Here is a 12408-nt window from a genome sequence, read left to right as displayed (position 1 = left end):
GGGCGTTTCGCGGGGAGACCTTGGCGCCCACCCTCGCTGCTCAGACAGGTCCTCCGCGTTCGGTGCGGAAGGCCGCTGCGCGGCCTATTTATCTATCTGGCCTACGGCCGCTCACTTGTGCGGAACTCGCCTCGAGGGTGGGCGCCAAGGTCTCTCACGACGATACGGTCGAGTGCAAGGAGAGCCGGTGCGGGATGCTTTGTCGGCCCCGGCCGCGCCCGGAACTCCGGGTCGATGCGGAAGCGGTTGCTGGTACCCGGTTGCCCGGCATCTTCCTCGCGCCTGTCTCGGCGTGCTTGCCGGCGATGCCGCTGCGCGCTTTGGCTCGACCCACGCGAGCCTCACGGTTCGGGAGAGTCTTCGGTGCCCACCCTCGAGGCGAGTTCCGCACAAGTGAGCGGCCGTAGGCCATATAAGACACGCCGCGCAGCGGCCTTCCGCACCGAACGCGGAGGACCTGTCTGAGCAGCGAGGGTGGGCACCGAAGGCTCTGCGCCGCCACGTCCGCGCTCGCCGCGATATGCCCTCGGCGTCCCCGGAATCTTGCGATGAACCAAGAAAAAGCCGGCGTTTAGCCGGCTTTTTCTTTTTACCTTCAACGCGCGCGCGGCGCCGGCGGCGGGCGCACGATGATCGTGCGCGGGCGGTACCAGTAAGGGTCGCCCCACGGACCGTAACCGTACGGACCCCAGCCCGGACCGAAGCCCGGACCCCAGAACGGGTCGTAGAAGCCGGGACCGTAAGGCTGGACGGCCACGCGCTTCGGCCAGAGGTAGACCACGTCGGCTTCGACGCGCGGGTAGGCGTAGTCGAAGTCGCCAACCTTCTGCGAGACGGCGCCATGCAGCGTACCGGTCACCGTGATCTCGCGACCGCGGGTGAATACTTCGGGGTCGTAGAAGCCGTCGCGGCAGGCCACGAAGCGGCCCTGGCTATCGGTCTTGCTGGCGGTCGGGCGGGCTTCGTTGTCGAGCGGTTCGGACAGGACGAAGAAGCAGGTCTGCTGCGGGCCCGGTTCCGTCTTGATGATCTCGCCGCCCCAGCGAACCTTCGCGCCCGGGGCACCGCCCTGCTGCGCGCCGGACGTCGAGACGTCGTTGAACTGGCCCTGCAACGGCTGCGGCACGGTGGCGCATGCGCCAAGGGCCAGCGTCGCGGCTGCGATGACCAGCGGTTTGTACATGGACATGTCACATCTCCCAGAGGCACCGGACACGGCCGATGCCATGTCGTTATTTGACCACGCGGCGCGGCTTTAATTCCTTCACCCGCTGTCTGAATTCGCTTAGCGATTCAGGCGGCGGTTCGTCAAAAGCATAGCGCGACCGCAAGTAAAGCTGGCTCAACCTTTCCAACGCGTTTCGCTGATCGGGCAAGGAACGCGCGGCGCGTCCAAGGAAATGACGCGGACCTTCACCGGTCCGTCGCGTCACTCCTACACGCGCCAGCTTTCGTTCGAGACGCCGCATGCACGCGTCCAACGCATCGCCTTCACGGCGCTGGAACAACGCCCAACCGAGCGCGGCGGCCACCAGCAGCGCGCACCCGACAGCGAGGATGATCGCAAGATCGCCCACATCGGCCCGGCGAATACCGAACGGTTGCAGCATGCCTTGCTGGCGAAGCGCGTCGAAGCCGTTAACGGCCTGGTTCCACCATTGGTTGACGACATCCCAGCGGTCGCGCGCGTTGCGTAACCAAGTCATGTCGAACAGGCCACCTTCGGCGGGATTGCCGACCGCGGCCGCGGCGGCGGCACCCAGGCTGACCCGTTCCGGTCGGACGGCGCCGGTGGGATCGAAGCGTACCCATCCGCGTCCCTCCAGCCAGACTTCGGACCATGCGTGCGCGTCGGCGTGGCGCACCAGCAGGTAGGAACCGAGCTTGTTCCAGTAGCCGCCCTGGTACCCGGTGACCACGCGCGCGGGAACGCCCGCGGCCCGCATGAGGAAGGTAAAGGTGGAGGAGAAGTGCTCGCAGAATCCTTCGCGGGTCTGGAACAGGAAGTCGTCGATGCGATCGCGACCCAGCGCGGCCGGGGCGAGGGTGTAACGGAATCCACCGTCGTGGAACATGGCGAGGGCGGCACGCGCGATGGCCAGGTGATCGTTGCCGTACTGGCTGGCCCAGCCGGCGGCCAGTTCGCGTGCATGCGGCCCCACGCCGTTGGGCAACTGCAGCGCCTGTCGACGCTGCCGGGCGTCGATGGTGGCGTCGAGGCGGTAATCGGTCGTCGCGGAAGCGCGATATCGATAGACCTCGTCCACACGCCGGTCGGCGACAGCCGTGCGGTCCGCGCGCAATCTTGCGTCCTCGGGTGCGCTCAGGGGCATGTCCAGGAGGGGTAGCACCCGCTGGCGTGTCGGCTCGAGGGTGATCTCGTAGTCGAAGCGGGATTGCCCTTCGAGGGTGCCGGGCGAGCGCGAAGGGCCATCGTAGTCGGGAGACCAGCTCTGTCCGTCGAAGTTGGTCATCGTGTACGCGCGGAAATAGCGGCTCGCGTTCATCGGTGGCGTGCCGTCGAAGGTCACGCGCATGGCGGGCGTGTCGTCCGTCAGCACTTCGGCCATGTCGCCTGGCGCCATGCGGTCCGATAGCCCGGTGATGGATTTGTCGCCCGTGGGTGCACCCCAGAGCGGCGAACTCAGGCGCGGTACGAAAACGAAGGCGAAGGCGGCAAGCGGTACCGCGGCGAGCAGGGTGACCAACACCGGCAACAGTTCGCGCCGTAGCGGCAGCGATTCGGGATCGACTTCTTCAAGCGAGCGCAACGTGGTGACGGCGGGGACCAGGCCGAGCGCCACGACGAAGCTGGCGACGATGCCCTGGTCGAAGAGCAGGGCGCTCATCAAGCCGAAACAGCCAAAGGCGATCGCCACGCGCGCGTCGCGACGGTGCTCGCTTTCGAGCATCTTCAGCACGAGCAGGCCGACGGCGAAGGCACTGCCCGGCTCACGTCCGAACAGCGTGCCGTAGTACGCGATGACGACGGCGAGCAGCAGACCGATCAAGGGCAGCTTGATCCAGATCGGCGCATTGCGACCGCCACTGCGCCGTTGATGCCAACGCGCGGCCAGCACGATGGCGAGGGTGACGGTGAGCCACCAGGGCAGGTGCAGTGCGTGTACGGCCAGGACACTGGCCATGGTAAGGCAGAGCAGGTCGAACGAACGGCGTGCGAGGGCCGGATCGTCGACCGGCGCGCGGGTCAGTGAGAGGCGAAAACGCGTCATGGGCGCAGGGCCAGTGCCGTCATGCAGCGATGGTAGTGTTCGTCGCCCTGCGCGATATCGAAATAGCCGTCCGGCAGGCGCAGGCTCCAGCGCCTGCCGGAGTCCTTCGCTTCGTCGACCCATCGTGCCAGGCGGGAGATGCGGGATTCGTCGTCGAGACCGTGCATGCTGTCCCAGTCCAGGCGCCAGTCTTCCTTCGGCGCCGGCTGTTCGAGGTCTTTCACCAGGAGGCCGTGATGGCGAGCGCTGAGCTTCCAGGCGATCTGTCGGCGCGGATCGCCCGGACGGTAGTCGCGTAGCGCGGCCAGTTCGTCGCCGGCGCGCGGACGGCCGCGGTCGGCATCGCCTTCAGGTTCGAAGGGCGTGGGTCCGAGCGCCTCGGGGCGTGGATAGACCAGCACCGGGTTGTCCGGGTTGAGCCAGCTCCACGCACGGAACATGCCCAGCGGCCAGCGTGTGTGCAGGCGCATGCGCGGCAGCGAGAGCCAGCCGCGAAAGTCGGTATCCAGGGCGAACTCGATGGCGGTGGGCGCGCCGGGACTGACCACGACGACATGTTCGCGCCCGGCGACATCGAGTCGGATCGCCATGCGTTCGCGCTGACTGGCGGCGATGTCGAGCGAGACGCGGATCGGCTCGCCGGCGCGGGCAGTGCCCGCGCGCAAGCCACCGACCGAGACCCCGTTGAGGGTGCGAAACGCCACCAGCATGCTTCCTGCAGTCGCCGCGCCCAGCAGGCAGGTCAGCATGAGTGCGGCGTTGTTCGCGTAGTTCAGTGCGCCGACGAGCATGACCGCGAGCAGCAGGGAGAAGCCCAGGCCAAAACCGGTCGGCACGATGTAGATGCGCCGGCGGTGAAGCAGGATAGGCAGCGGCTCGCGCCTGCGCATCCGGGTGAGCGAAGGCAGCCTCCGTTCCGCCCAAGCCACGATCCGCTCGCCCGCAGGTGGCATCAGGGCACCGCGGTCTCGGCGAGGATCGCGCGCGCGATCGCTTCGCGATGGCTGCCTCGGCCGGGTACCAGGCGATGCGCCGCCGTGGGGACGAAGACCGTCTGTACATCCTCGGGGATGACGTAATCGCGGCCGCCGATCATGGCCCAGGCGCGCGATGCGGCGAGCAAGGCCAGCCCGGCACGGGGCGATAGACCCACGCGTACATCGTTGTGCTTGCGGCTGGCCGTCAACAGCGCCTGCAGGTAGTCGAGCAGGGCACCGCTGACCTTCACCGCCTGCGCGGCCGCGTGCAGCTGTCCGATAGCGACGGCATCCAGGCGTGGCTTGAGCGACGCCATCATGTCGCGGCGGTCCTCTCCGATCAGCAGGGCGCGCTCGGCGGCAGGGTCGGGATAGTCCAGGCTGAGCCGCAACATGAAACGATCGAGCTGCGAATCGGGTAGCGGGAACGTGCCGGCCAGGTCGAGCGGGTTCTGGGTGGCGACGACGAAGAACGGCCTGGGCAGCTCATGGGTGACGCCATCGACCGTGGTCTGGCCTTCGGCCATGGCCTCGAGCAGGGCGCTCTGCGATTTCGGCGTGGCGCGGTTGATTTCGTCGGCGAGCAGCAGGCTGGTGAAGATCGGGCCGGCGTGGAAGCGAAACTGTCCCGTCTCGCGCTCGTACACGCTGACCCCGATAATGTCCGATGGCAGGAGGTCGCTGGTGAACTGGATACGTTGGAATTCGAGATCGAACGTGGCCGCCAGCGCGTGCGCCAGCGTCGTCTTGCCCACGCCCGGGACGTCTTCGAGGAGAAGGTGGCCGCCCGCTATCAGGCAGGTGAAGGCCAGCTTGACCTGGCGGGGCTTGCCCAGAAGCACGCCGTTGACCTGTGCCAGTGCGCCATCCAGTCGGTGGCGGAGCATTTCATCGTTGAGCGGAGTGGTCGCTGACATGATCGATGCGTGTGCCCCCAGGCCTGGCTATATCGATGTTTGAGCGTTCCAGTGTAGCGGTGCCGGTGCGACCGTGGCGAGGCGTATTCCTCGTTCTGTTCGTCGTCGCCCTGTTGCTGAAAACGGTCATAGCGAGCACGTTGCCGCCGTTCGGTGACGAGGCTTTCTACTGGCAGGAGAGTCTTTCGCCGGCCTGGGGTTACAGCGACCTTCCCCCACTGACGGCGTGGTTGATCGGTCTGTCCGAAGGCGTCTTCGGTCATGGCCTCCTGGCCATGCGCTTGCCGTTCCTGCTGATCGGTGCGCTGCTTCCTTGGCAGGTCGGTGCCATCGCCCGACGGGCGGGCGGCGAGGCGGTCCGCTGGCAGGCGGCGACCTTCGCCTTGCTGCTGCCCCTGGTCGGCAGCCTGGGCGTGTTGGCCTTGCCCGACGTGCCGCTGACCTTCGCCATCCTGTTCGCCACCCAGGGATTGCTGGCGGCGCTGGAGACGAACCGCCGGCGCGACTGGGCCTGGCTCGGTGCCGGCCTGGCGATCGCATGGGCCACCCACTACCGGGCCGCGATGCCGATGCTGGCCGGCTTGCTGTTTCTGCTGGCGACGCCGCGAGGGCGCCTGCAATGGTCGCGTCCTGGGCTGTGGCTGGCCATGGCGGTAGCCTCGCTCGGCCTGCTTCCCCTGATCGTCTACAACGTCGCCGCGCGTGGCGCCGGTCTGGCGTTTCAACTGGTCGAGCGCAATCCCTGGCAGTTCCACGCGGATGCGCTGGTCCAGCCGCTCGAGCAGGCGCTGGCATGCACGCCCCTGGCCTGGGCCGCGTTGCTGTGGGCGCTGTGGCAATCATGGCGGCGGCGCGGACAGCCGCCCTTCGACGTGATCGCGATCGTCGCCGGAAGCTTCGTCGTTCTCTATTTCGTGCTCGGCCTGTTTGCCGACGACATTCGTTTTCGCGCGCACTGGCCCCTGCCGGGATTCGCCCTTCTCTGCGCGGTCTTGCCTTCGTTACTGGCGAACACCCGGTGCGCCTGGCGCCGGTTCGCACTGACCGGTTTTGCGCTCGCTGGCGTCGGCCTGCTCGCCGGCCTGGGCTATCTCGGGTTGGCGGCCTCGGCGGACGGCGCGCGCGTGCTCGCCGGCGTGAAAGCTTTTCCATCGAACTTCACCGGCTGGCGCGAAAGCGGTGCGGCGGTGAAGGCGACGCTGGCCCGCGACCCCTCGGTGCTCCTCGTCGCCGACAATTTCATGCTGGCGGCGGAACTCCGTTTCGCACTCGGCGGTTCCCACCTCGTCTACTCGCTCGATAGCCCGTTGAACACGAAGCACGGCCGCGCGCCGCAACTGCGCGCGTGGGGTTTCGACGAATCCGGCCTGGCGAAACATGCCGGCCGGCGGGTCCTTCTCGTGATCGATGAAACCGCGCTGCGCGAGCGCGAAAAACGCGACTGGCTTGCGTCGGTCTGCTCGCGCGTAGAGGTCGCACGAGCCATTACCCGGTTGGATCTCTTCGACGGTCGGCGGCGCTTCGCGATCTACGACGCCACCGCACGAGCCAGTGCGGCGCCGCTCGGGAACCCGGACGACTGCCTGGTCTGGAACGAGGCGTACCGGGCATCGATCGCGGCCGCGCGGGCTGCTTCAGGGCAGGGCGAGGCCGGCGTCGCGAAGTAGCCGACACGTGGCGATCAAGGGCAGGCCGATCAGGGCGGTGGGGTCTTCATTGACGATCCGTTCGAACAGCGCGATGCCGAGGCCTTCGCATTTGAAGCTTCCCGCGCAGTCCAGCGGGCGTTCGCGTTCGACGTAACGTTCGATGTCCCGGGCCGACAGCGGGCGGAAGTGCACGCGTGTCTCGTCGACATGGACGAACGCATCGCCCCCGGCATCGATCACGCAGACCGCGGTGTGGAAGACGACCTCGCGCCCCGAACTGGCTGCCAGTTGCTTGTGCGCGGCGTGCACCGTCCCCGGCTTGTCGAGCACGGTCCCGTCGAGATCCGCGACCTGGTCCGAGCCGATGACGATGCAGCCGGGACGTGTCGCGGCGACCGCGCGTGCCTTGGCTTCGGCCAGTCGGGCCGCCCGCGCGGCGGGTGCTTCGCCGGGCAAGGGTGCTTCGTCGGTGCCGGGCGAGGTCCGTTCGAAATCGTCGATCAGGCGCCGGAGTAGGGCAGCGCGATAGGCCGAGGTCGACGCGAGAATGACGAGGGGCTGTCCGGACACTCAGAATTCCTTGTGGATGTGTTCACGCACCGCCGTGTCGAGGGCGGTCTGGGCGTCGTCGAGGGCACGCAGGCGTGGCTCCAGCTGATGGCGAGCCCGCACCAGGCCATCGACGGCCTCGTCCAGCTCGCGCTGGCTGGCACCCGGGGCGCGGTCGCGGATCCACAGGCGTTGCTGGAGCAGGGCGCGCAGGCCCGAATCCACGGCTTGCTGGGCTTCCACCTCGCCGGCGGCGGGCACATCCGGACTGACCGACATGACCGAGTGCGCGCGCTGGAGGCGGTCCCGACAGTCCTTGAGGTCCGTCTCGAGCCGGTCGGCGTTGTCGAGCAGATCCTGCATGGCGTGGTGGCGTCGGCGCGTGCGCTGTTGGGACACGGCCCACGCGCAAAGCCCGACAGCGACCACGATGAGGATCGCAAGTACATAATATGCAAAAGAAAACACGCTAGCTCTTCCCCCTGTTGGGTGTGCTGCGGCAAACTACATCCTGGCCTGCGAGTCTGCACGAAAGGCCGGGGCCTGCGCAAAAACGCGTCGCCTTGCGCTTCGCACTCGCTAACCGGTTGACTTCAGGCAGGTTGATGCCTACCATTTCCCGATTATGTCCGTGACCTTGCCATCGTCCGTGGACGCTTGGCGCGAAGTTCGTGCGCGGCGTTCGTTCCAGGGCTCGCTTCCCGTGTCGGTGTTCACCCGTCTCGGTGAAGTCGTTGTGCCGCCAGCAGGCGTTGCGTCGCCAGAAGGCGAGGTAACCTACGAGCTGGACTTCGGTCGCGACGAGTTCAACATCGCCTACGTGGCCGTTCGTGCAAAGGCGCTGTTGACCGTGATCTGTCAGCGATCGCTGGAGCCGTTCGTGCTTCCGGTCGAGATCGATACACGTCTCGGACTGATTGTCGAAGAAGCCGAGGAAGCCGCGTTGCCCCCGGGGTACGAGGCACTTCTGGTCGAACAGGATGGCAAGCTCGACCTGGTCGCGACGATCGAAGATGAACTGCTGTTGGCGCTGCCCCTGGTCCCGGTCAATCCGGACTACGAGTTGCCCGATGACATCGTTGGTGCCGACGAGGAAGAAGAAGCCTCGCCGGATCCGTCTGAAAACCCGTTCGCGGCACTCCGCGGACTCATAAAGTAATTTCGCTGGAGATTTGTCATGGCAGTTGCCAAGAGCCGCAAGACCCCGTCCACCCGTGGCATGCGTCGTTCGCACGATGCGCTGCAGACCGTTCAGCTGTCGACCGATCCGACCAGCGGCGAAGTGCACCTGCGTCACCACGTGACCAAGGATGGCTTCTACCGCGGTAAGAAGGTCATCGACACCCGCGGTGCGGTTGAAGTCGAGGACTGATCTCCCTCCCAGGGACGATCACAACGCAGGCGGCGCGGAAACGCGCCGTTTTGCGTTTTTGGCCTATGGCCCCGAAAGCACAGGGGAACGGTTCTGAAATACGCCCGCATCATGGGTACCGGCAGCGCGCTTCCCGACAGGGTCGTGACGAATGCGGACCTCGAAAAGATTGTCGAGACCACCGACGAGTGGATCCGCACGCGCACCGGCATCTCCGAGCGCCACTATGCGGCCGACGGCGAAACCACGGGCGATCTCGCATTCCTTGCAGCGCAGCGCGCCCTCGAGGCGGCTGGCGTCAAGGCCTCCGAGATCGATCTCATCGTCCTGGGCACGACCACGCCCGACCTCATCTTCCCCTCCACGGCCTGCCTCGTGCAGCACCGTCTTGGCGCCAACGGCTGTGCCGCGTTCGACGTGAATGCGGCCTGCTCGGGCTTCGTCTACGCGCTGGGCATCGCCAATGCGTTCGTGCGCAGCGGCCAGTCGAAGAAGGCCCTGGTGATCGGTGCCGAGACGCTCACCCGCATGGTCGACTGGACGGAGCGCGAAACCTGCGTGCTGTTCGGTGACGGCGCCGGTGCCGTCGTGCTGGAAGCCTCGGACGAGCCGGGCATCTTCACCACGCGCATGCGTGCCGACGGCGGCTTCAAGCACCTGCTGTTCAACCCGGTCGGCGTGTCCGCGGGCTTCACCGATGCGCCAAATCACGGCGTCAAGATCAACATGCTGGGCCGAGAAGTGTTCAAGGTCGCGGTCAAGACGCTGGATTCGCTGGTCGGCGAGACCCTGGCGGACGCCGGCATGAAGGAAGACGAAATCGACTGGCTGATTCCGCACCAGGCGAACCTGCGCATCATCGAAGCGACGGCCAAGCGCCTGAGCATGTCGATGGACCGGGTCATCGTCACGGTGGACAAGCACGCCAACACCTCGTCCGGTTCGGTGCCGCTGGCGCTGGATTACGCCGTGCGTTCGGGCAAGGTCAAGCGCGGCCAGAACCTCCTGCTCGAGGCCTTCGGCGGTGGCTTCACCTGGGCCTCGGCGCTGCTCAGGTACTGAAATAGGCAGCTAGGCAGCTAGGCAGATGGGCAACTAGTGGGCAACTAGGCAACTAGGTGGGCAGCCAGGCAACTAGGTGGGCAGCCAGGCAACTAGGCAACTAGGTGGGGGCAATGTGGGAGCCGCTTCAGCGGCGAAAAGCCAACGGAGCGGTTTAGCCGGTGGGGCCATCGCCGGCATAGCCGGCTCCCACACAAAGCCATGCCTCCATCACAGGCCAGGCATCCAACACAAGCCAGGCCTCCAACACAAGCCAGGCATCCATCACAAGCCAGGCCTCCACCACAAGCCAGGCATCCACCACAAGCCAGGCCTCCACCACAAAGCCAGGCCTCCACACTCGCGCGAATGGTGCAATGTGCCCCAAGTTGCTGGCACCATTCGCGGTTTGACGTCCCGGAAACTTCTCGCATGACCGCATCCAGCGCCTCGCTCGCCTTCGTCTTTCCCGGTCAGGGCTCGCAGTCCGTCGGTATGGTTGCCGAACTGGCCGCCGCGCATTCCGATGTCCGGGCCGCCTTCGATGAGGCCTCGGCCGGCGCCGGTATCGATCTGTGGGAGTTGAGCCAGAACGGCCCCGAGGATCGCCTCAACAGCACCGAAAACACCCAGCCGGCCTTGCTGGCCGCCAGCGTGGCTGTCTGGCGTGTGTGGGTGAAGCAGGGCGGTCCGCGTCCGGCCTACCTCTCCGGGCACAGCCTGGGCGAGTACAGCGCCCTGGTCGCCGCCGGCGCGATTTCCCTGAAGGATGCTGCCGGTCTCGTCGCCGAGCGCGGTCGCCTGATGCAGGCCGCCGTGCCGGCCGGTGTCGGTGCCATGGCCGCGATCCTCGGTGGTGACGATGCCCAGATCGCCCAGGTCTGCGCCGACGTCGCCCAAGGCCAGGTCGTCGCCCCGGCCAACTACAACTCGCCCGGCCAGCTGGTCATCGCCGGTCATGCCGAGGCGGTAGACCGCGCCCTGGCGCGCCTGGCCGAGTTGGGCGTGAAAAAGGCGGTGAAGCTGGCCGTCTCCGTGCCCTCGCACTGCATGCTCATGCGTGACGCCGCGGACACGCTGGGCGAGCGCATGGCGGCCATCGAGTGGTCCATGCCGTCGATTCCGGTGGTCCAGAACGCGGACGCCCGGGTCCACACGTCCGTCGAGGACATTCGCGGTGCGCTCATGCGCCAGCTCTACCTGCCCGTGCGTTGGACCGAATGCGTCCAGGCGCTGGCGGCCAATGGCATCACCCAGGCGCTGGAGTGCGGCCCGGGCAAGGTGCTGTCGGGCCTCATCAAGCGCATCGACAAGTCGGTCGAGGCCCGGGCGATCGGTACGCCGGCCGACCTCGACGCGGCACTCGCTATCGCGGCAGCCTGACCGCTGCCGTCACGCCCGACTCCCCTCGTTACGACAGGAATCCCCATGACCCAGACCCTGAAGGGTGAAATCGCGCTCGTCACCGGCGCCAGCCGCGGTATCGGCGCGGCCATCGCCGATCGCCTCGCCGCGCTCGGTGCGACGGTGTTCGGCACGGCAACCAGTGACGCCGGTGCGCAGGCGATCGGTGAGCGTCTCGCCGCCCAGGGTGGCCACGGTCGCGTGCTCAACGTGACGGACCCGGCGGCGATCGAGGCCCTGATCGATGGAATCGCCAAAGAAGCCGGTGCGGTCTCCATCCTGGTGAACAACGCCGGTATCACCCGCGACCAGCTCCTGATGCGTATGAAGGAAGAGGACTGGAGTGCGATCATGGAGACGAACCTGACCTCCGTGTTCCGGACGTCCAAGGCGGTCATGCGCGGCATGATGAAGGCACGCAAGGGGCGCATCGTCAGCATCGCTTCCGTCGTCGGCGTGACCGGCAATCCCGGCCAGGCCAACTACGCGGCAGCCAAGGCGGGCATCATCGCGTTCTCCAAATCGCTGGCCCGTGAGATTGGCTCGCGCGGCATTACGGTGAACGTGGTGGCGCCGGGCTTCATCGACACCGACATGACCCGCGCACTGCCGGAAGAGCAGCGCACGGCGCTCCTGTCCGGGATCGCCCTGGGCCACCTGGGCGAGCCCAACGACATCGCCGAGGCGGTGGCCTTCCTGGCTTCGCCCGCGGCGAAGTACATCACCGGCGAGACCCTGCACGTCAACGGCGGCATGTACATGCCCTGATCGGGCCGGCCTCACCGGCCAGGGTCGGCGGCAGTCGCCACCGGCCCGTTTTTGAGAGACAATCATCGTTTCGCGCCCGGCTTACGAAAAGCCGGGCGTCATCCACGTGGCGGCAGTGTGTTGGCGGGCCAAGTCCTTAGCCACTACAATGCCGCCGGAATTTTCCCTCGGGAGGTAAAGGCAACATGAGCACCATCGAAGAACGCGTCAAAAAGATCGTCATCGAGCAGCTTGGCGTCAAGGAAGATGAAGTCACCAACAACGCGTCGTTCGTGGACGATCTGGGCGCCGATTCGCTGGATACCGTTGAGCTCGTGATGGCTCTCGAAGAAGAGTTCGAGTGCGAGATCCCGGACGAAGACGCTGAGAAGATCACGACGGTCCAGCAGGCGATCGATTACATCAAGGCCCACGTCAAGGCCTGATCGAGCGACTGGTTGTCGATCGGAGGCACGCCTCCCGTCGATCTCCGAGCGACACGGAAGCTGCGCCTAAAGG

General features: G+C 66.6%; 13 protein-coding genes. 7 read left to right on the top strand and 6 right to left on the bottom strand.

What is annotated here, in order from left to right; translation table 11 throughout:
* Positions 1 to 595: 595 nt before the first annotated feature.
* From VM621_RS18845 to VM621_RS18830, 4 genes are all read right to left on the bottom strand, one after another.
* On the bottom strand, positions 596 to 1189 hold the full coding sequence (locus VM621_RS18845; protein WP_325470502.1) for a Slp family lipoprotein: 594 nt from the start codon (positions 1187 to 1189) through the stop codon (positions 596 to 598).
* Positions 1190 to 1232: 43 nt separating this feature from the next.
* Positions 1233 to 3233 (bottom strand): DUF3488 and transglutaminase-like domain-containing protein, encoded by a 2001-nt coding sequence (locus tag VM621_RS18840; RefSeq protein ID WP_325470501.1) that lies wholly within the window; start codon positions 3231 to 3233, stop codon positions 1233 to 1235.
* The gene (locus VM621_RS18835; protein WP_325470500.1) at positions 3230 to 4123 is read right to left on the bottom strand and encodes a DUF58 domain-containing protein; all 894 of its coding nucleotides are present in this window, start codon (positions 4121 to 4123) and stop codon (positions 3230 to 3232) included. The genes VM621_RS18840 and VM621_RS18835 overlap by 4 nt, the downstream gene beginning before the upstream one ends.
* A 62-nt stretch (positions 4124 to 4185) precedes the next feature.
* Positions 4186 to 5127, bottom strand: coding sequence for a MoxR family ATPase (locus VM621_RS18830; RefSeq protein WP_325470499.1), 942 nt, complete (start codon positions 5125 to 5127; stop codon positions 4186 to 4188).
* 35 nt (positions 5128 to 5162) lie between these two features.
* Between VM621_RS18830 and VM621_RS18825 the strand changes: the two genes are divergently transcribed.
* Positions 5163 to 6794, top strand: coding sequence for a glycosyltransferase family 39 protein (locus VM621_RS18825; protein ID WP_325470498.1), 1632 nt, complete (start codon positions 5163 to 5165; stop codon positions 6792 to 6794).
* On the opposite strand, the gene VM621_RS18820 is transcribed toward VM621_RS18825, so the two are convergent.
* Entirely contained in the window at positions 6762 to 7346 is a 585-nt protein-coding gene (locus VM621_RS18820; RefSeq protein WP_325470497.1) for a Maf family protein, read from the bottom strand. The two genes, VM621_RS18825 and VM621_RS18820, sit on opposite strands and share 33 nt — an antisense overlap.
* Entirely contained in the window at positions 7347 to 7724 is a 378-nt protein-coding gene (locus VM621_RS18815) for a hypothetical protein (protein WP_325470496.1), read from the bottom strand.
* 226 nt (positions 7725 to 7950) lie between these two features.
* Between VM621_RS18815 and VM621_RS18810 the strand changes: the two genes are divergently transcribed.
* From VM621_RS18810 to acpP, 6 genes are all read left to right on the top strand, one after another.
* Positions 7951 to 8484, top strand: coding sequence for a YceD family protein (locus tag VM621_RS18810; protein ID WP_325470495.1), 534 nt, complete (start codon positions 7951 to 7953; stop codon positions 8482 to 8484).
* An 18-nt stretch (positions 8485 to 8502) separates the two neighbouring features.
* A complete protein-coding gene (gene rpmF / locus VM621_RS18805) occupies positions 8503 to 8697 on the top strand; it encodes a 50S ribosomal protein L32 (protein WP_183422378.1) in 195 nt (64 codons plus the stop codon).
* A gap of 93 nt (positions 8698 to 8790) precedes the next feature.
* A complete protein-coding gene (locus VM621_RS18800; RefSeq protein ID WP_325470505.1) occupies positions 8791 to 9759 on the top strand; it encodes a beta-ketoacyl-ACP synthase III in 969 nt (322 codons plus the stop codon).
* A 411-nt stretch (positions 9760 to 10170) separates the two neighbouring features.
* Positions 10171 to 11121, top strand: a complete 951-nt coding sequence (gene fabD, locus VM621_RS18795; RefSeq protein WP_325470494.1) for an ACP S-malonyltransferase — start codon at positions 10171 to 10173, stop codon at positions 11119 to 11121.
* 45 nt (positions 11122 to 11166) lie between these two features.
* Complete coding sequence (fabG, locus tag VM621_RS18790; protein WP_325470493.1) at positions 11167 to 11910, top strand: 3-oxoacyl-ACP reductase FabG; 744 nt, start codon at positions 11167 to 11169, stop codon at positions 11908 to 11910.
* A 185-nt stretch (positions 11911 to 12095) separates the two neighbouring features.
* Positions 12096 to 12335, top strand: coding sequence for an acyl carrier protein (gene acpP / locus VM621_RS18785; RefSeq protein ID WP_325470492.1), 240 nt, complete (start codon positions 12096 to 12098; stop codon positions 12333 to 12335).
* Positions 12336 to 12408: the final 73 nt, after the last annotated feature.

This window comes from Luteibacter sp. (assembly GCF_035539195.1).
Lineage (GTDB): Bacteria > Pseudomonadota > Gammaproteobacteria > Xanthomonadales > Rhodanobacteraceae > Luteibacter.
This window is presented reverse-complemented; position numbering and strand designations above follow the sequence as displayed.

Excerpts from the sequence above, each read along its gene's own strand:
- VM621_RS18845 (WP_325470502.1), bottom strand. The coding sequence starts at position 1,189 with ATGTCCATGTACAAACCGCTGGTCATCGCAGCCGCGACGCTGGCCCTT.
- VM621_RS18840 (WP_325470501.1), bottom strand. The coding sequence starts at position 3,233 with ATGACGCGTTTTCGCCTCTCACTGACCCGCGCGCCGGTCGACGATCCG.
- VM621_RS18835 (WP_325470500.1), bottom strand. The coding sequence starts at position 4,123 with ATGCGCAGGCGCGAGCCGCTGCCTATCCTGCTTCACCGCCGGCGCATC.
- VM621_RS18830 (WP_325470499.1), bottom strand. The coding sequence starts at position 5,127 with ATGTCAGCGACCACTCCGCTCAACGATGAAATGCTCCGCCACCGACTG.
- VM621_RS18825 (WP_325470498.1), top strand. The coding sequence starts at position 5,163 with ATGTTTGAGCGTTCCAGTGTAGCGGTGCCGGTGCGACCGTGGCGAGGC.
- VM621_RS18810 (WP_325470495.1), top strand. The coding sequence starts at position 7,951 with ATGTCCGTGACCTTGCCATCGTCCGTGGACGCTTGGCGCGAAGTTCGT.
- rpmF (WP_183422378.1), top strand. The coding sequence starts at position 8,503 with ATGGCAGTTGCCAAGAGCCGCAAGACCCCGTCCACCCGTGGCATGCGT.
- fabD (WP_325470494.1), top strand. The coding sequence starts at position 10,171 with ATGACCGCATCCAGCGCCTCGCTCGCCTTCGTCTTTCCCGGTCAGGGC.
- fabG (WP_325470493.1), top strand. The coding sequence starts at position 11,167 with ATGACCCAGACCCTGAAGGGTGAAATCGCGCTCGTCACCGGCGCCAGC.
- acpP (WP_325470492.1), top strand. The coding sequence starts at position 12,096 with ATGAGCACCATCGAAGAACGCGTCAAAAAGATCGTCATCGAGCAGCTT.